The 17,078-nt window shown below is 51.2% G+C and carries 17 protein-coding genes; 7 read left to right on the plus strand and 10 right to left on the minus strand.

Annotated elements, in window-relative coordinates; translation table 11 throughout:
• Nucleotides 1-169: 169 nt before the first annotated feature.
• Nucleotides 170-1,006 carry a hypothetical protein gene (locus ACNRUY_RS14465; protein WP_488112347.1) on the plus strand — a complete coding sequence of 279 codons (837 nt, stop codon included), beginning with the start codon at nt 170-172 and terminating at the stop codon, nt 1,004-1,006.
• Nucleotides 1,007-1,041: 35 nt separating this feature from the next.
• Entirely contained in the window at nt 1,042-2,121 is a 1,080-nt protein-coding gene (locus ACNRUY_RS14470) for a hypothetical protein (protein WP_488112348.1), read from the plus strand.
• A gap of 56 nt (nt 2,122-2,177) precedes the next feature.
• On the opposite strand, the gene ACNRUY_RS14475 is transcribed toward ACNRUY_RS14470, so the two are convergent.
• From ACNRUY_RS14475 to ACNRUY_RS14510, 8 genes are all read right to left on the minus strand, one after another.
• Complete coding sequence (locus ACNRUY_RS14475; protein WP_488112349.1) at nt 2,178-2,381, minus strand: HupE/UreJ family protein; 204 nt, start codon at nt 2,379-2,381, stop codon at nt 2,178-2,180.
• A 2-nt stretch (nt 2,382-2,383) separates the two neighbouring features.
• Nucleotides 2,384-3,070 (minus strand): urease accessory protein UreG, encoded by a 687-nt coding sequence (gene ureG, locus ACNRUY_RS14480; RefSeq protein WP_488112350.1) that lies wholly within the window; start codon nt 3,068-3,070, stop codon nt 2,384-2,386.
• A 122-nt stretch (nt 3,071-3,192) separates the two neighbouring features.
• Nucleotides 3,193-3,945: an urease accessory protein UreF gene (locus ACNRUY_RS14485; RefSeq protein ID WP_488112351.1), complete on the minus strand. Its 753-nt coding sequence runs from the start codon at nt 3,943-3,945 to the stop codon at nt 3,193-3,195.
• Entirely contained in the window at nt 3,851-4,342 is a 492-nt protein-coding gene (gene ureE / locus ACNRUY_RS14490; protein ID WP_488112352.1) for an urease accessory protein UreE, read from the minus strand. Before ureE ends, ACNRUY_RS14485 begins: the two co-directional genes overlap by 95 nt.
• Before the next feature lie 9 nt (nt 4,343-4,351).
• Nucleotides 4,352-6,058, minus strand: a complete 1,707-nt coding sequence (gene ureC / locus ACNRUY_RS14495; protein ID WP_488112353.1) for an urease subunit alpha — start codon at nt 6,056-6,058, stop codon at nt 4,352-4,354.
• The gene (locus ACNRUY_RS14500) at nt 6,055-6,423 is read right to left on the minus strand and encodes an urease subunit beta (RefSeq protein ID WP_488112354.1); all 369 of its coding nucleotides are present in this window, start codon (nt 6,421-6,423) and stop codon (nt 6,055-6,057) included. The genes ureC and ACNRUY_RS14500 overlap by 4 nt, the downstream gene beginning before the upstream one ends.
• Nucleotides 6,424-6,432: 9 nt before the next feature.
• A complete protein-coding gene (locus tag ACNRUY_RS14505; protein WP_488112355.1) occupies nt 6,433-6,735 on the minus strand; it encodes an urease subunit gamma in 303 nt (100 codons plus the stop codon).
• A 39-nt stretch (nt 6,736-6,774) separates the two neighbouring features.
• The gene (locus ACNRUY_RS14510) at nt 6,775-7,665 is read right to left on the minus strand and encodes an urease accessory protein UreD (RefSeq protein WP_488112356.1); all 891 of its coding nucleotides are present in this window, start codon (nt 7,663-7,665) and stop codon (nt 6,775-6,777) included.
• Nucleotides 7,666-8,166: 501 nt separating this feature from the next.
• On the opposite strand from ACNRUY_RS14510, the gene urtA reads away from it, so the two are divergent.
• The 5 genes from urtA to urtE all read left to right on the plus strand — a co-directional run bounded on the left by urtA (nt 8,167) and on the right by urtE (nt 13,757).
• Nucleotides 8,167-9,396 carry an urea ABC transporter substrate-binding protein gene (gene urtA / locus ACNRUY_RS14515; protein ID WP_488112382.1) on the plus strand — a complete coding sequence of 410 codons (1,230 nt, stop codon included), beginning with the start codon at nt 8,167-8,169 and terminating at the stop codon, nt 9,394-9,396.
• 104 nt (nt 9,397-9,500) lie between these two features.
• Nucleotides 9,501-11,108, plus strand: coding sequence for an urea ABC transporter permease subunit UrtB (gene urtB / locus ACNRUY_RS14520; protein WP_488112357.1), 1,608 nt, complete (start codon nt 9,501-9,503; stop codon nt 11,106-11,108).
• A gap of 102 nt (nt 11,109-11,210) precedes the next feature.
• A complete protein-coding gene (gene urtC / locus ACNRUY_RS14525) occupies nt 11,211-12,302 on the plus strand; it encodes an urea ABC transporter permease subunit UrtC (RefSeq protein WP_488112383.1) in 1,092 nt (363 codons plus the stop codon).
• A complete protein-coding gene (gene urtD / locus ACNRUY_RS14530; RefSeq protein WP_488112358.1) occupies nt 12,295-13,053 on the plus strand; it encodes an urea ABC transporter ATP-binding protein UrtD in 759 nt (252 codons plus the stop codon). Before urtC ends, urtD begins: the two co-directional genes overlap by 8 nt.
• Nucleotides 13,054-13,061: 8 nt before the next feature.
• Entirely contained in the window at nt 13,062-13,757 is a 696-nt protein-coding gene (gene urtE / locus ACNRUY_RS14535; RefSeq protein ID WP_488112384.1) for an urea ABC transporter ATP-binding subunit UrtE, read from the plus strand.
• Between the two features lie 12 nt (nt 13,758-13,769).
• Here urtE and ACNRUY_RS14540 read toward each other — a convergent pair whose 3' ends face one another.
• Both ACNRUY_RS14540 and ACNRUY_RS14545 read right to left on the minus strand, forming a co-directional pair.
• Nucleotides 13,770-15,101: a hypothetical protein gene (locus tag ACNRUY_RS14540; RefSeq protein ID WP_488112359.1), complete on the minus strand. Its 1,332-nt coding sequence runs from the start codon at nt 15,099-15,101 to the stop codon at nt 13,770-13,772.
• A gap of 416 nt (nt 15,102-15,517) precedes the next feature.
• A complete protein-coding gene (locus ACNRUY_RS14545; protein WP_488112360.1) occupies nt 15,518-16,801 on the minus strand; it encodes a hypothetical protein in 1,284 nt (427 codons plus the stop codon).
• Nucleotides 16,802-17,078 lie beyond the last annotated feature (277 nt).

The following is a 17,078-nucleotide window of genomic DNA, read 5'->3' on the forward strand; positions in this document are numbered from 1 at the left end:
ACCTTCTCAAGCTTGATACTTCAGTGAAGGCTGGTATCAAGAACAAACGTAAAACCTGTGGCTGGGATGAAGACTATATGATGAAAGTGCTTGGGCTGATTGATTCTTGATCATGTTTTTGCCCTGGGGTGGGGACTTTGAGGGTGAAAGAAAACATCTGGAAAATATGATGAAAGAAAAAACCTTTTATCATAATAGTCGTATAAATAAAGGCCAGGAGTTACATGGGAAAGGCCTTTATCTGAGTGATAAGACTCGTGTTGCTTTTACTTATGCGGGAAAAAAACCTCACCCAACTGTTGTTAAAGTGAAAGCAAAACCTGATATTAGAGTTGTTGATGCAAGAGATATGGTTGCCCTTGAAGAGAAAGTAAAAGCCATCATTAAAAAACAGTATGGCGATATTCCTCATGGGATGATTGGTTTCAAGGATTATTTGGACAAGTATTTTGATTTTCCCGTTATCGTGAGAGGAACTGATGATTACTATGTCGTGAAAGACCCTTCGGCGATGGAGACCGTTGGCTTCCTCCCATACAAGCGAAAAAAAGACTCTAGCCCGGAAGAGGACCATTATGAATTCTCAGTGTATCGACTGGATCAGGATAAGGTTATCCGCGGAAAGCCAAATCATTTTGTGATTGATGAGAAAGCTACGAAACAGCCTTTGGAACAAACTGGATGGTTCGCATATGGCTATAAGGATAAAGCAGGAAAACCTGAAAAAGGTTTTCCTGTTCTTAGGTACCGTGATAAGGATGGTGTTGCGAAATGTGTTGTTAAAGCCCCTGTGTCAGGTAGCGTTTATTGGACAGTAAAACTGAATCCAATGACGATTGATAGTGAAGATAGTGAGTTTATTGTTGAGCCGGAAGATAGTTTTATGAAAGAACGGTTTACAGAAAAGCATAAAGAAAGTGACGTTGCTATGAAGAAACGAAACCTAGAGGCCATATCCAATATTGAAAAGGTGAGGCAGGAGTTCTTGGCTTTATTGTCTAATTAATAAAAATTTGAAAAAAGAGTGGGGTCTGGTTATCAATGGATTCTTTTCAACATTATGATCGTGGTTTCAAAGCCTGTAGCGCAGCTTTTCACCAGGCGCGTGCCGATAATGATGGAGTGATAAAGTCATTTTTTAAAGGCCTTGTGGCATTATTTGCCGGTTACAATGTACAAAGCCGCAGTGATGTGGAGCCTCTTATTCCTGATTATTCGAGTCAATCAAGACTGGAAGGCGATCTTAATCAAAGGTCCGCAGATGTTATAGTGTCACCTGAACTTAATATGGATGAATTCCCATCTTGTTATAATGAGTCGCCCAGAGTTTTCCTTGAACGGAATGATTCGATGGAATCAAACGACTCTGGATATGTTGAAGGCTCTGACCAGGATTTGATAGGTCAGGAAAAAGAGCAGGATCCTGCTGTTGATGGCCGTGTTGATCATAAGCAAGATGAGGTGGACTCAAAAATAAGAAAAAAAATGAAGAAGTTTAAAAAAATGAAGCGCAAGTTTAAAGATAAAAAGGTCGGTGTTGCCGGTGAGTTTTTTAAACCGGGTACTGGCCCGGCGGAGATAACTCGTTCTGATATTCTTAAGCATCTGATGCTGCTTTGGCAGATAGAAGATCTTCTGAAAGAGCAGGTCAGTAAAAGTCCTGGCAGACAGGCCAAAAAGAAAGGAATACAACGAGTACCAAAAGAGGTCGATGTTTTAGGGGAAAATGGCCAGGTTATAGGGAAGAAAACCATCAAGGTAGCCATCAGTGGTGGTAACGATTTAGGAGATCCACGGTTTGTTGAGGGTGAAGATGCCCGGAAACTTTCATCCCTATTGCTGGAATGGCGGTGCCTGAATCCCAGTGTTTCAGTTCCATTGAGAGAACATCTCAGCCGGTTGGTAAAAGCCAATCGTGGTAAAATCCCGCTCCATGAATTGAGGCGGTTAATGCCCATACATGAAACAGGGGACCTGTCTAAAAGAAAGGGGGCCGTTCATTATAAGGGCTTGACCTCTGCTGCGTTTGAGCAGGAGTTATTTTGTCAGGACGCCAGGAAAGTACTGAAAAAATTATCCCGCCTTGAGGCCAAGTTGTCACCTTCTGAAAACAGAAAGTGACTCTGGTACCCACACTATTCACCGGGGAAACGGTAAGTGCCCCCCCCTGTAAATGCTCAGGCTTTTCTTTTTCTCAGTATCTTGATGCCATACCCCACGACGGCGGCGACCAGAACCACCAATAAAAGATGGTCCGGCTCTGTGATCTGGTGCCATATTGACGACATCAGACTTCCAGTTGAATGGTCTCCCGGGTGAGCCATGGCCGATGTAGATAGCATGGCTGCGGCAGTTGCCAATAAACGGGTTTTTGTAAACATGATTAAGCCACCTCTTCCTGGTTCTGTGTATGCTGTTCTTCTTCAGGCATTTTGGCTTCCAGCATGCCTTTTTCGATGATGAAATGGATGATGTCCTTCACACCCTCTTCGGCTTTCAGGTTGGTAAAGACAAAGGGGCGGTCTCCCCGCATCTTCCGTGCATCACGATCCATCACCTCAAGGGAGGCGCCAACATGGGGAGCGAGATCCGTTTTGTTGATGATCAGCAGATCAGAGCGGGTGATGCCCGGGCCTCCTTTCCTTGGGATCTTGTCGCCGGCGGACACATCAATGACATAGAGGGTCAAATCCGATAATTCCGGGCTGAAAGTCGCGCTGAGATTGTCACCGCCGGATTCCACCAGAACCAGATCCAGTCCGGGATGGCGCTGGCAGAGTTCATCCACGGCAGCCAGGTTCATTGAGGCGTCTTCCCGGATGGCGGTGTGGGGGCAGCCTCCGGTTTCCACTCCGATGATCCGGTCTTCCTCCAGGGCTTCATGATGGATCAGAAACTGTGCGTCTTCTTTCGTATAAATATCATTGGTGACCACCGCCAGGTTGTAGTGATGCCGCATGGCCGCACAGAGCTTGGTCAGCAATGCGGTTTTTCCTGAGCCCACCGGGCCACCGACGCCTACCCGTAACGTCTGGGGTGGTTGGGAGTTGGGACTATCTGTTGCAGTCATTATCGTTATCCTTTTTATAGTATGAAAATGCCGTTTTCAGATTCTTGAGACACTTTCATGGTTCAGGGAGGGCTGCCTTTTCCGGCCCTTTTACCGTTTGGCTGTTTGTTTTCTGTTCGCTTTCAAGAGCGAAACAGCCGTGAATATTGCTGTTCATGCCAGCTGCTGGCCATGGCAAAGTGCACCAGGTTGTTGCCGATTTCATGGTCTTCGAGAGACTCGGCCATTTTCAGGGCCGGGTCGATTTCGCTGATCAGTCGTTTGAGAATATGCTGGGCATCGGTCTGGCCCAGGGGGACAGCCTTGGTGGCTGCCGTAACCTGGTTTTCACACCAGGACCAGAGCAGGCCGGTGGCGGCACTGTGAACATCAACCCCCTGGCAGAGACTGGCCAGGGCAAACATGGCTGGCTGACAGGGTGTGTCCAACCAGCTGGCACGAGGTTCGTCAGGGAACATGGATTTGAGCCAGGTACAGAATGCTCTCCCCACCTGACAATCTTCGTCGTACAGTTCGCGGGTTTCCCGGAAGGCCAGCAGGCTATGGTTCCAGTCAGTGACACTTTGCCGGTTGTATTGGTCAAATGCCTTGTAGCATCGAAAAAACACCGGTACATCCAGCCTGGTCATCCCCTGGCGCATCAGTTCACTGATCCAGTCTCCAGTGGTCTGTCGATCATGACACCACTGGCGGTCAATGGCGGTTTCCAGCCCCTGAGAGTAAGCAAAAGCACCAACGGGCAGGGCCGGGCTGGACAAGTGCAGAAGGCTCAGGAGCGACTCAGTGGTGATGTTCATGGTGGTGCCCATGGCTGTGGTGATGGCCATGACCTTTGCTATAAGCGCCATTTTCCGGTTCAAACGGCGCCTGCTCATGGCAGACGTCCAGGCCCAGTAATGCCACCATTTCATCCAGCACATGGTCGACCTGGTAACGCAGCCAGTTATCGCCAACCTGCAGGGGAACATGACGATTGCCCAGGTGATAGCAGGCTCTGGCAAAGGTCAGTGGGTCTGAGCACCGGGCCGTGGTAACGGCCTCATCACGGGTCCTGACCCGGATGATTTCGCCGGTCTCGGCTTTCAGCAGGGTGCCATCGCGCATGACTTCCCCCCGCTCAATAAAAATACCCACTTCCTTTCCCTGAACAGTGACGGCTCTGAGTCGCCCTCGTTTACGCTTATCAAAGGGAAGCATCAGTTCATCATAAACGAGCGTGTTTTTATCAGAACCGGTGCTGTCATGGGGAAGACGTTCAACCAACTTCAACATAGACGATCCTCAAAACAGAAAATAACGTTGTGCCAGAGGCAAGGTTTCAGCAGGGGCACACACCAGCAGTTCTCCATTGGCTCTGACTTCATAGGTTTCCGGATCCACTTCCATTTCCGGTTGCCAGGTATTGAGCACCATGTCTTTTTTGCGGACGCTCCTGGTATTGCAAACGGCGGAAAGGGTTTTTCTCAGGCCAAGCTGATCGCCAACTCCTGCAGCCAGTGCGGCCTGGGAAACAAACGACAGAGATGTGGCGGCAGCAGCCTGTCCCATGGCGCCGAACATGGGGCGGTAGTGAACCGGTTGCGGTGTCGGGATGGAAGCATTGGGGTCGCCCATGGGGGCGGTTGCAATGGCCCCGCCTTTCAAAACCAGTGAAGGTTTGACGCCAAAAAAGGCCGGTTTCCACAGCACCAGGTCAGCCAGTTTTCCGGGCTCAATGGAACCCACCTCGTGGGCTATGCCGTGGGTGATGGCCGGATTGATGGTGTATTTTGCCACATAGCGGCGCGCCCGAAAGTTATCCATAGCTGAGGCCTGATCCTCTGGCAGCAGGCCACGCTGTACTTTCATTTTATGGGCGGTCTGCCAGGTCCGACTGATCACTTCTCCTACCCGTCCCATGGCCTGGGAGTCCGATGCGATCATGCTGAAGGCACCAAGGTCATGAAGAATGTCTTCTGCGGCAATGGTTTCCCTGCGAATCCGCGAGTCCGCAAAGGCGACGTCTTCTGGAATGTTCGGGTCCAGATGGTGACAGACCATCAGCATGTCCAGGTGCTCATCCACTGTGTTGATGGTGTAGGGTCGGGTAGGATTAGTGGACGATGGTAGTACATAGCTTTCACCGCAGGCTTTGATAATATCCGGCGCGTGTCCACCACCGGCCCCTTCCGTATGGTAGGTGTGGATAACTCTTCCCTTGAAAGCGGCCAGGGTATCTTCCACAAATCCGGACTCATTCAGGGTGTCTGTGTGAATGGCAACCTGTATATCGTACTTTTCAGCTACCGACAGACAACAGTCGATGGATGCCGGAGTGGTGCCCCAGTCTTCGTGAAGCTTAAGTCCCATGGCTCCTGCCAGTACCTGTTCTTCCAGTGCTTCTGGCAGGCTGGCATTGCCCTTGCCCAGAAAGCCAATGTTCATGGGCAGGTTATCCACAGCCTGGAGCATTGTGCCCATATGCCAGCTTCCGGGTGTGCAAGTGGTGGCGTTAGTTCCTGTGGCCGGGCCGGTTCCTCCCCCCAGCATGGTGGTCACACCGGAGGTCAGGGCTTCATCAATCTGCTGTGGACAGATAAAGTGAATATGGGCATCTACGCCCCCGGCAGTGACAATCTGGCCTTCACCGGCAATCACTTCCGTGCCTGGGCCGATGATGATGGTTACTCCTTCCTGAACATCGGGGTTACCCGCTTTGCCGATGGCCTGGATTCGCCCGCCTTTGATGGCAATATCCCCTTTGACGATGCCCCAGTGATCCAGAACCAGGGCGTTGGTGATTACCGTATCGGCCACTTCTGTCCCTGCTCGCTGGCTCTGGCCCATGCCGTCGCGGATCACTTTACCGCCCCCGAATTTCACCTCATCGCCATAGACGGTGTAGTCCTGTTCCGGGCTGATAAACAGTTCGGTATCCCCCAGGCGAACTTTGTCGCCCACCGTAGGCCCAAACATATCCACATAGGTTTGTCGGTCGATGGTCGTCATGATTGTTCCTCCGGGTGTGCTGACAGCGAACCCATGACTTCGCCGCGGAACCCGTAAATCTTCTGTTCACCGGCAAAGCGGACCAGTTCAACCTGACGCTCCTGTCCTGGCTCGAATCTCACTGCGGTTCCTGCTGGAATGTTCAGTCGGAACCCCCGGGCCTTTTCACGTTGAAAGGACAGGGCCGGGTTGGTTTCAAAAAAATGGTAGTGGGAGCCCACCTGGATTGGTCGGTCTCCGGTATTGGCAATGGTCAGAGCCAGGGTTTCACGGCCTGAATTCAGCTCAATGGGTTCTGAACAGGCGATGATTTCACCAGGAATAACCCCTTGTGGGGACTCTGTATCAGACGCTTTATGAGACATGACGGCACCTCAGGCAATGGGGTTATGGACGGTGACCAGCTTGGTACCGTCTGGAAAAGTGGCCTCAACCTGCACTTCATGGATCATTTCCGGGATACCTTCCATAACGTCTTCCCGGCGGACCACCTCCCGTCCTTCATTCATCAGCTGGGCCACGGACTTGCCATCTCTTGCCCCTTCCATGATGTGCATGGAGATCAGAGCGATGGATTCCGGGTAGTTGAGTTTTACGCCCCGGTTTAAACGTCGCTCGGCAACCAGTGCGGCGGTATAGAGCAGCAGCTTGTCTTTTTCTCTTGGGGTCAGTTCCATGGAAGGGCTCCCGTTCTTATGGTGTTATTCGGATTTTGCTCAGGTATTCCAGATTCTGGGACAGCAGGCTTCCCGTCCATTGAACAGCGGTCTTATTTTTGTCCACAGGTGGGTAAACACGGTTCGGGCCTGCTCTGATGAGTTGCCAAGGTAACGGATAATTAACACACCGGCCCTCCAGGTAATGGCGGTCACCTGTTGCCAATGGTTGTCTTCAAGGAATGCATGCAATGCCGGAACGTCCGGTGCTTTATCCAGCGTCATTAGAAAAGAGCCAAAGACGCTGTGACGATTCAGTCCCAGCAGAGAGCGCTGGAAACCGGAGGTGGCATCAAACTGAAGTCTTTCCCGGTACAGGGGGCGGTGATCACGGCTCAGGAAAAGCGTCTGGGTGAGATTGCCCCGGGTAAATTGTTCACCGCTGGCCGTTCGGCCCAGGCAGATAATCTCCCAGCCAGCGTACTGGCCTGTGCCAGACAGCTCAATGGTCGTATTCAGTTCAGCCTGTGCCCCATCAAAAATAATGGTTTCCTGGGGGAGCCACTCCACTGAGGCCTGGTCACTGACGCTCAGATGGGTCGTTTGCTTTTGCTGCTGGCCGTTGCCATTGAAGTACACCTTGCCAGCCGCCGGGGTGGTGATCAGGCCGGAAGCGTCCCTGGCCACAGAGAAGAACTGGTTGAGCTCATCGCCCGCCACCAGGCCACCAGGAGGATGAAGAATGTACAAGTGGGCCAGGCTTTTTCCTTCCGGCCAGAAAGGCCGTTGAATCCGCAGGGGGCCATAATGGCGGGTTCTGCCCATCCGGGTCTGGCCGTTCACTGCTGACAGCTCAACATCAATGCCGGCGATCCAGCCTGCCGCTCTGGTTTCAGCCTTGGACTGATCCTCAGTGGAAGGATTGAGCACTTCATCAGACGGTAGCCGCATACTTCAGCCTTTTTTATTGGGGCCTTTATTGATAATCAGCCGTTGTTTTTATGCTTGAGGCTGGGAAGCCTGGAACGCTTAAATAGCAAAAGCCATTCCAGGCTCTCTGCTCCCCGCTGTTGCTGCTGGTATCAGCTTTTATTGATGCATTTGAAACAGCTCATTATTGACCATTTGGTTATTTGTTTTGCTTTATTCTGGTGCGCATGATCCAAAACGGTGAGCCGGATGCTCTGAAATATGGCAGACATTGTCAAGCCCCGGCCTGTGAGGCAGTTAAGCCATTAACGGTTCCTGAAGTCCCGATCTTAAGCCTTTCTTACGGAAGTGATCAGCATACAAAACATCCAATGGCACGCCTCTTGCTGTTCTGCTTCCCACATACCCGCACTGCAATAAAAAAACCAACACAACGAGGGCGATATGAAGCGTCAATTAAAAAAACTGAGTAAAGGATTGTTGAGAGCTTCGGTGGCTACCGCCGCTCTGTCTATTTCAGTGATGACCCAGGCAGCGGATACCATCAAGGTGGGCGTTCTGCACTCGCTCTCAGGCACTATGGCCATCAGTGAGACCACATTAAAAGACACTGTTCTTATGATGGTGGAAGAACAGAATAAAAAAGGAGGCTTGTTGGGCAAACAGCTGGAGGCTGTGGTGGTGGACCCCGCTTCTGACTGGCCGTTGTTTGCTGAGAAAGCCCGGGAATTGCTGGTCAAAGAGAAGGTGGATGTGATTTTTGGCGGGTGGACCTCCGTCTCCAGAAAATCCGTACTGCCGGTGGTGGAAGAGCTGAATGGCCTGATGTTTTACCCCGTTCAGTATGAAGGGGAGGAGTCCTCGAAAAACGTCTTTTACACGGGAGCCGCCCCCAACCAGCAGGCGATTCCTGCGGTGGATTATCTGATGAGTGAGGAGGGGGGCAGCGTCCAGCGGTTTGTCCTGGCTGGCACGGACTATGTCTACCCGAGAACCACCAACAAGATTCTGGAAGCCTACCTGAAAAGTAAAGGGGTGAAAGCCGCGGATATCCTGATCAACTATACACCTTTTGGTCATTCGGACTGGCAGACCATTGTCGCTGATATCAAAAAGTTCGGCAGTGCCGGTAAAAAGACAGCGGTGATTTCCACGGTGAACGGCGATGCCAATGTGCCTTTCTACAAAGAGCTGGGGAATCAGGGCGTATCTGCGGAAAGCATTCCTGTGATTGCCTTTTCCGTGGGTGAAGAAGAGCTGTCCGGAATCGATACCTCCCCTCTGGTGGGCCATCTGGCGGCCTGGAACTATTTCATGAGCGCAGAAAGTGAGGCCAACGATGAGTTCATCGAGACCTGGCAGGCGTTTGTGAAGAATGAGGAGCGGGTCTCTAACGATCCCATGGAAGCCACCTATATCGGCTTTAACATGTGGGTGGAAGCGGCCAGAAAAGCCGGAACCACGGATGTGGACAGCGTTCGTGACGCCATGTATGGCATCACCGTGCCCAATCTGACCGGTGGTACTGCGGTTATGAACACCAACCACCATCTGACCAAGCCGGTTCTGATTGGTGAGATCCAGGAGGATGGCCAGTTTGAGATTGTCTGGGAAACCCAGGGTGGGGTGATTGGCGATGCCTGGACCGATTACCTGCCAGAAAGCGCCAAGATTGTGGCGGACTGGTCTGCGCCAGTGAAGTGCGGCAACTACAACCTCGAAACCGGTGTCTGTTCCGGCCAGAACTACTGATCTCTTTTATTGAGAGCCGCTCTTTTGTTAAGAACCTCTTGTTAAGAGTCTCTGCCGCTGACTGGCTTCCTCCTTTGGGAAGCCGGTCATTAAAAGGCCTTTTTATGCGATATCGATACAGACGTCTGGTGTCAGGCTGCTTGCTTTTTGTCCTGCTGTTATTGTCCCGCAGTGCTTTTTCTGCCTCTGTGAAGACCCTTCAGCCTCTACTGGAAAAGAGTTCCTGGTCGCAGCTGGAACAGGTAGTCGCGGACTTGTCTGCTGCCGGGGATGAGTCCAGTCAGAACCTGTTGCAGTACTGGTTGTCCGGACAGCTTTATATAGAAAAAGCACACAACCGCCTGGTGGTGGCAGAAAAAACAACGGACAAGCGTTATCGGCTGACGGATCCGCTGAGTGGAACGCCATTGGCCACTGTTAAAAAGCGGGCCCTGAAAAAAGCCCGGATCAATAACCAGCTCCGCTCGGCCTTGCGGGCTGCCCTGGCCACCTGGGATCTGCAGTCAGAGGATCCGGAAAAACGGTTGGCGGCGATTCGAAACTCCCAGAAAAGCCTCAATCCCCAGCTGGTTTCTGTGATGAGGGCGATGGAAGACCGGGAGGTCAATCCTGAGGTCCGGGAAGCACTGTCCATGGCCCTTGCCCTCAATGATTTTCAGGTGGGTGATGAGGTGATGAAACTGAGCGTTCTGGAGCATTTGTCTTCCTCCGATAACGATTACATCCGCTCGGTTCTGGCCCGCCATTCAGAGGGACCGGATACGAAATTAACTTCTGCCATAGATCGGGCACTGGCAACCATTGACCAGCGGCAGGCCTACTACGGCGTTGCCGAAAATGTTTTCTTTGGCCTGAGCCTGGGCTCTGTGTTGTTGTTATCCGCCATTGGGTTGGCCATCACCTTTGGGGTGATGGGCGTCATCAATATGGCCCATGGCGAAATGATGATGCTGGGGGCTTATACGACGTTTGTCATTCAGTCGGTGTTTCCCTCTCTGGTGGATCAGTCCCTGTTTCTTGCCATTCCCCTGGCATTTCTGGTGGCGGGTGCCGTGGGTGTGCTTATTGAACGGCTGGTCATACAGCACTTGTATGGCCGCCCCCTGGAGACACTGCTGGCGACATTCGGCATCAGCCTGATTCTCCAACAGGCAGTTAGAACACTGTTTTCGCCACTGAACCAGGCGGTTGCCACCCCCTCATGGATGAGTGGTTCCTGGGTCATCAATGAAGCGCTGTCGTTTACCCTGAACCGGGTGTACATCATTGGATTCAGTCTTGCTGTATTCATGGCACTGCTGTTTGTGATGCGTTACACCCGGTTCGGTCTCAATATCCGGGCGGTTACCCAGAACCGGGCCATGGCCAGCTCCATGGGCATTCGCACCGGTCGCGTGGATGCCCTGACCTTTGGATTGGGTTCCGGAATTGCCGGTGTGGCCGGGGTTGCCCTGTCCCAGCTGACCAATGTGGGCCCTAACTTGGGACAGAACTACATCATTGACTCGTTTATGGTGGTGGTGTTTGGCGGGGTCGGCAACCTCTGGGGAACTCTGGTGGCGGCCATGGGGCTGGGCGTCGTCAATAAATTCCTGGAGCCTTGGGCCGGTGCGGTGGTGGCCAAAATTCTGGTGCTGGTGTTCATTATTCTGTTTATCCAGAAACGGCCAAGGGGGTTGTTTGCCTTGAAAGGCCGGGCGGTAGAGGGTTAAGTCATGACACTCTTGAGTACAAGAGGCAGCAAAAAAGGCAGTGAAGGGGGGCGACTGAGTCGCTGGCTGCTGAACGACCCTGCGGGTAAACGGCTGTTGCTGATGATTATGGTGGTCACTCTGGTGGTATCCGGGTTGAACCAGTGGGTGCCTGAAACGTCGGCGCTGCATGTGAGCAGTTATACCGTGACCCTGCTTGGCAAATACCTGTGTTATGGCCTTTTGGCGCTGGCCCTGGATCTGGTCTGGGGGTATTGCGGTATTCTCAGCCTGGGCCATGGCGCCTTTTTTGCCCTGGGGGGCTATGCCATGGGCATGTACCTGATGCGGCAGATTGGTGACCGGGGGGTCTATGGCAATCCTGAGTTGCCTGACTTTATGGTCTTTCTGAACTGGCCAGAGCTGCCCTGGTACTGGCTCGGTTTTGACTCGTTCTGGTTTGCCATGGTGATGGTGGCCCTGGTGCCCGGGCTGCTGGCCTTTCTGTTTGGCTGGCTGGCGTTTCGATCCCGGGTGACCGGTGTGTATCTGTCGATCATCACCCAGGCAATGACCTATGCCCTGATGCTTTTATTCTTCCAGAATGATTTTGGTTTTGGGGGCAACAATGGCCTGACGGACTTCAAGGATATTTTGGGGCAGAGCCTGCAAAGTGATGGCACACGGGTCGTGCTATTGATGGGGTCGGCAGTGGCTTTGGTCTCCGGTTATCTGATCTGCCGTTATCTGGTGAGTTCCCGGTATGGCCGGGTGCTGGTGGCGGTAAGGGATGGGGAAAGCCGGACGCGCTTTATGGGATACCGGGTTGAGCATTACAAACTGGTGGCTTTCACAGTCTCAGCCATACTGGCCGGTATTGCGGGTGCTCTTTATGTTCCCCAGGTGGGTATTATCAATCCGGGGGAGTTTTCCCCAATCAACTCCATTGAGCTGGTGGTGTGGGTCGCTGTGGGAGGAAGGGGAACGCTCTATGGTGCAGTGATCGGAGCCATAGTGGTGAACTACGCAAAAACCTGGTTTACCGGGGCCATGCCCGATGCCTGGCTCTTTGCCCTGGGAGCTTTGTTTGTGATTACCACGCTCTGGTTGCCAAAAGGGCTGGTGGGGCTTTATCAGCAGAGCGTGAGCTTTATCCGATCGAAGTGGCCAGTGCTTCAACCGGCAGGGAAAAGGGAGTTAGCAGACCATGGTTGATCGACATATCGCCAACGACACGCCGTTGTATCTAAACAACGTGACGGTCAGTTTCGATGGGTTTCGGGCATTGAATGAACTCTCTTTCATCGTCCGGGAGAAGGAGCTCAGTGCCATTATTGGCCCTAATGGTGCGGGGAAAAGCACCATGATGGATGTTGTTACCGGGAAAACCCGTCCGGATTCCGGTGAGGTTTTTTTCCGGGGGAACATTGACCTTACCCGGCATGATGAAGCCGAGGTGGCCAATATGGGGATTGGCCGCAAGTTTCAGAAACCTTCGGTGATCGAAAGCCTGACCGTCTGGGAAAATCTGGAACTGGCTCTGGTGGGCCGCCGCTCTCCATTTGCCTCGCTATTCAGTAGCCTGTCGGCCGTTGGAGCCAAAAGGATTGAAGAGGTGATGGAAATGATTCGCCTGACTGAGCGAAGGGATACACCCGGTGCATCCCTTTCCCATGGCCAGAAGCAGTGGCTTGAGATTGGTATGTTGCTGCTTCAGGAGCCGGAGTTGTTGCTGGTGGATGAACCGGCGGCGGGCATGACCGACGAGGAGACCTTTCGTACCGCGGATCTTTTGAAAGACCTGGCCCGGGAGCGCAGTGTGGTGGTGGTAGAGCATGACATGGCCTTTATAAAAGCCCTGGAGTGCCCGGTCATGGTGCTCCATGAAGGCAGTGTGCTGGCCACCGGGTCTCTGGATCATGTACAGCGCAATCAAAAGGTTATTGACGTGTATTTGGGGAGGTAATGAGCGGCATGTTGAAGGTTCAGGGAATCGATGTTTTTTACGGTGCCAGCCAGGCGCTGAAGTCCGTTTCAGTCACCGCTGAAAAGGGTCAAGTGACCAGTGTTATGGGGCGCAACGGGGTTGGGAAAACCACTCTGCTGAATGCGGTTGCAGGGCGGATCAGGCCCTCCAGTGGCAAAATCCTCTGGCAGGAAAAAGACATTGGTGGCAGTGCTTCCCATGCCCGGGCCAGGCAGGGAATTGCCTATGTCCCCCAGGGGCGGCAGATATTTCCGTTATTAACCGTACAGGAAAACCTGGAAACCGGCTTTGCCTGTCTGCCCCGTTCCCGGCGCCGGATTGATCCGGAAATTTTTGATGTGTTTCCCGTGTTGCTGGAGATGCGGCATCGCCGGGGGGGCGACCTGTCCGGTGGGCAGCAGCAACAACTGGCCATTGCCAGGGCACTGGTAACCCGCCCGGAGCTGTTGATTCTGGATGAGCCCACAGAGGGCATTCAGCCCTCCATCATCAAGGACATTCAGTCGGTGATTGCTATGCTCCGGGATCGGGGGGAGATGGCCATTCTGCTGGTGGAGCAGTTTTTTGAGTTTGCCCGCGACCTGGCCGACACCTTTGTGGTGCTGGATCGTGGCGAAGTGGCCCTCTCCGGTGCTGGTGATGCTATGGATGAAGCTGAAGTCCGGCGGTTGATGACTGTTTAGGTTGGCGCATCTTTATTTAGAATATTTGATGTTCCCTGTACCTGTATATATAGGTGTGCGTATGGGTTCATTTTGAGGGACTTTTCTATAAGCGTGCTTTAGTTTTGCGGCTATAGCTGCCCCCGCTCCTGTTGCATAAAGTACACCACCCGTAATTGCAAATGTCACAACGCTGCCTCCAACAACGGCTAGGACATAGAGTGGGGTGTAATCATAATTGTCAGAGCCAGTCTTGGTTGAATAGCTTGCCATTAATATTGGATAATCATCGCAGAAATAAAATGTTCCTTCTGAGTTCTTAGCAGTGCACTGATGTTGGAAGTTACCATCAGGTGTGGATGTATCCAGCAGGGTGAAGCCTATATGTCCGTGAGGGTGCTCTTTAGAATGGCACTTGCATAAGCCAACTTCTGAAGCTGATCCAGAACCTGTTATTTCTGCACGAAACTTGAAGGGTTTTTCATGGGCATTTAGCTCTGTGCCTTTTTCTACCCAGCGCTGTGTGTTGTCTAACGAGAATAGATAGAGCGGTTCTTCTGCTGGGTCATGGGTTTCATTTACCGAATAACACTCACATTGATTGTGGTTTAACAGGCAGCTTTTTTCCTGGTGACGGGCATCCGCACAAACAGAGTGCATCAGCCTGTGATGAAGGGAGCCCTCTTGATCATTGAGGTGTTTTTCTTCAGGCTTAAGACATAGATGTTCAATATCATCACAGCTGGTTTGTTGTCTGATGAACTTTCCAATCTCAGGGCTGACACTTCTCTTAAGAGAAGCAGGATGCTCTTCTGACTCTGATGACGATGATTCAGAATCACCAGCACCGTCACCTGAGATTTCATCTGCCAGGTAAATATCTTCATCATCCGTATCCGGTATAATATTTTCCCGTACGGTTAAACCAGTTGATGAAGAGATCCAGCAGTTCAGCTCGTGCTCATCAAAGGGAACGGTAATTATTTCTGCATCCCCCCCAGATGATCGCACATGCCTTAAACCTTCATAGTAATAGGGGTGTTTGATATTGCATTTTGACGTAACCGAAAGGTGCGATGGGAATTTACCTTTGTCTTTCCCTCTGCAGTCGCCCAATAATAACAGCCTGTCTCTGGATACAAGGAAACCCTCACACTTCTGCGTCTCGCCTGTCTCTTTGTTGATATTTTCTTCAATGGTAATTGGGTTGCTCCAGAACGCTCTTGAGTCAGCTGTTCGTGGAGCTGCCTCAAGATAATCCATAACAGAAAATGGGCTGAGTAATAAACAACACAGAATGCATTTTCTAATCCGGGTATGAAAAAACGGAATGATGGGTGTTAACGATGAACCATTGGTATTCATGGATGGCTCCTCTCTTCAGACGGTTTCAGATTGAACCCGTCTGAAGAATGCCCTCTTAAGACCCGGGACTTGCCGTGCTCAGCTCGTAAAACAAACGGTAAATGCCCAATTAAGAGAGATTAAAATTGCCATATCACTATAGGTTAGATTTAAGTCTTTGTTAAAAAAAGCTCCCATGCTTTCGTCATAAAGTTCTGCTCTTTTCACAATATTGATTTATAAGAATGGGTTTACTCTGTCGTTGACCACCTATTGATGGCCATGCCCGAAAGTACGTTTCAGTACTTTGGGGGGGGGGGGATCGTGGAGAGGTGGCCCTCTCTGGTACTGGTGATGCTATGGATGAAGCTGAAGTCCGGCGGTTGATGACTGTTTAGGGAAAGACGCGTTGCTATAGGCTTCTGTCAGCAAGCGGTTTATAACTGTTTAGGTAGCAAAGGTTCGGTTTTTTGATAAACTTGGTTCTCAAAATAGAGAGGCGGCAGCTTCCGGGTTTTGAAATAAAGCGTAACTCCTACTACGACAACAGCTACAGCAATCGCTCCCGCAAAGACCGTCCCTACGATAGCTTCTGTGGTCCATTGAAACGTACCGTCTTTTAAAAGGATCGCTGCAGCGCCTTGAGGTGAGTGGGATACCAACAGCTGATAATGACTGCAAGATTCACTTCCCTCTTGCTTGCCAGGAATATGACATTCCCCATTAAATGCTTCATTTGGGTGCTCATATTCATAAACTGAAAAGCCTATGCTGTTCGTTGTTGATGATTTACCCTCACACTGACATAAGATGTCTTCTTTCTCAGGAAAGGCCTCCCTGGGCTCTGGTGTATCACTCTCTATTCGTGGAGTACTGGTGGTTTTCCTGGTTTTTTTTGCCTGTAACCTGAACGGTTGCTCATCGGGTTTAATGCCTTCCGTCTGGTTGACCCAGTGTACATCGGTATTTAAGGATAAAATCGCCACAGGCTTGGAGGCTTTTTCCATGCCAGGGTGGTCGGCTAACTTGCATTCACACTGACCTTCAGGATGGCTTTCAGAGTATTGAAAAATACAGATTCTCTCCGGGTTTTCCTGGTCAGCACAGACCTGATTCCTGCTTTCAAGGTCGGGTTGGCTATCTTCCGATTTGAGTTCAGCACTGCTTTTCGGAGAGTGGCAGAGCTTTTCAATAGTGTGACAGCCGGTATGCCTGGCAATGAACTGCTTGATATCATCCTTTATATAGAAGAGTGATTTGTACTGTGCGTCTTCTTTGACCAGGCCGTTCTTCTCCACGTTCTCACTGAGGGGAATGGCCTCATCATCCCCTGAGCCTGACAACTCATGGAGTTCATGATCGTAGTCAGAGTCCGATAAGCTTGAGCCGGATCCAGATCCGGACTCAGTCAAAGTTTCTATGTCTTCATCGGCAAGTGGCTCGAGGCTGAGGCCGGTATGTTCTCTAACCCAGCAGGTATCATACAGGCTGTCGGGCTGAAAAGTGAGAATGGCTGCGTCTTGATTGGTAGAGAGGTGCAATGGTGGTGGTTCCTGGAGGGCTCCATCAGGCCATCGAATGGAAACAGGACCTTCTTCGCAGTCATAAAAGGTTAACTGGGCACGTTCAGGAAATAAGCCGCTTTTATCTTTGCAGCTCTCTGGCAAAAAGAGCTTGTTCTGAGTGATGAGATAGCCATGGCACTCATTGCCTCCCTCCATTTTTATAAGCGGTCGGGTGCTTTTATCGTGATTAAGCTCTATATTCTGCGCTGTTGTTTCTGAAAATTTATCCTGGAAAGAAAAGTCTGAATCACTGTTATTCGTAGTAGGGGAGGCATACAAAGAGGAAGCTGAGAATAAAGCAACAATATTCAGAAGATATGCAATCTGTTGTCGTTTACTTAAGGAAAACACTGAGAGTATCATGGCTCATTCTTCACAGTAATAAAAACACTATTAACCTTAATTGCTGTGCTGCTTTGTTTGCCTGGTGAAT

It is taken from the genome of Endozoicomonas sp. Z74 (assembly GCF_057680865.1).

What these genes read in the sequence shown, in the direction of transcription:
- ACNRUY_RS14470 (WP_488112348.1), top strand. Translation starts at nt 1,042, where the DNA reads ATGGATTCTTTTCAACATTATGATCGTGGTTTCAAAGCCTGTAGCGCA.
- urtA (WP_488112382.1), top strand. Translation starts at nt 8,167, where the DNA reads ATGACCCAGGCAGCGGATACCATCAAGGTGGGCGTTCTGCACTCGCTC.
- urtC (WP_488112383.1), top strand. Translation starts at nt 11,211, where the DNA reads ATGATTATGGTGGTCACTCTGGTGGTATCCGGGTTGAACCAGTGGGTG.
- ureE (WP_488112352.1), bottom strand. Translation starts at nt 4,342, where the DNA reads ATGTTGAAGTTGGTTGAACGTCTTCCCCATGACAGCACCGGTTCTGAT.
- ACNRUY_RS14545 (WP_488112360.1), bottom strand. Translation starts at nt 16,801, where the DNA reads ATGGAGGGAGGCAATGAGTGCCATGGCTATCTCATCACTCAGAACAAG.
- ACNRUY_RS14465 (WP_488112347.1), top strand. Translation starts at nt 170, where the DNA reads ATGAAAGAAAAAACCTTTTATCATAATAGTCGTATAAATAAAGGCCAG.
- ACNRUY_RS14475 (WP_488112349.1), bottom strand. Translation starts at nt 2,381, where the DNA reads ATGTTTACAAAAACCCGTTTATTGGCAACTGCCGCAGCCATGCTATCT.
- urtD (WP_488112358.1), top strand. Translation starts at nt 12,295, where the DNA reads ATGGTTGATCGACATATCGCCAACGACACGCCGTTGTATCTAAACAAC.
- ACNRUY_RS14510 (WP_488112356.1), bottom strand. Translation starts at nt 7,665, where the DNA reads ATGCGGCTACCGTCTGATGAAGTGCTCAATCCTTCCACTGAGGATCAG.
- urtE (WP_488112384.1), top strand. Translation starts at nt 13,062, where the DNA reads ATGTTGAAGGTTCAGGGAATCGATGTTTTTTACGGTGCCAGCCAGGCG.
- ureC (WP_488112353.1), bottom strand. Translation starts at nt 6,058, where the DNA reads ATGACGACCATCGACCGACAAACCTATGTGGATATGTTTGGGCCTACG.
- ACNRUY_RS14540 (WP_488112359.1), bottom strand. Translation starts at nt 15,101, where the DNA reads ATGAATACCAATGGTTCATCGTTAACACCCATCATTCCGTTTTTTCAT.
- ureG (WP_488112350.1), bottom strand. Translation starts at nt 3,070, where the DNA reads ATGACTGCAACAGATAGTCCCAACTCCCAACCACCCCAGACGTTACGG.
- urtB (WP_488112357.1), top strand. Translation starts at nt 9,501, where the DNA reads ATGCGATATCGATACAGACGTCTGGTGTCAGGCTGCTTGCTTTTTGTC.
- ACNRUY_RS14505 (WP_488112355.1), bottom strand. Translation starts at nt 6,735, where the DNA reads ATGGAACTGACCCCAAGAGAAAAAGACAAGCTGCTGCTCTATACCGCC.
- ACNRUY_RS14485 (WP_488112351.1), bottom strand. Translation starts at nt 3,945, where the DNA reads ATGAGCAGGCGCCGTTTGAACCGGAAAATGGCGCTTATAGCAAAGGTC.
- ACNRUY_RS14500 (WP_488112354.1), bottom strand. Translation starts at nt 6,423, where the DNA reads ATGTCTCATAAAGCGTCTGATACAGAGTCCCCACAAGGGGTTATTCCT.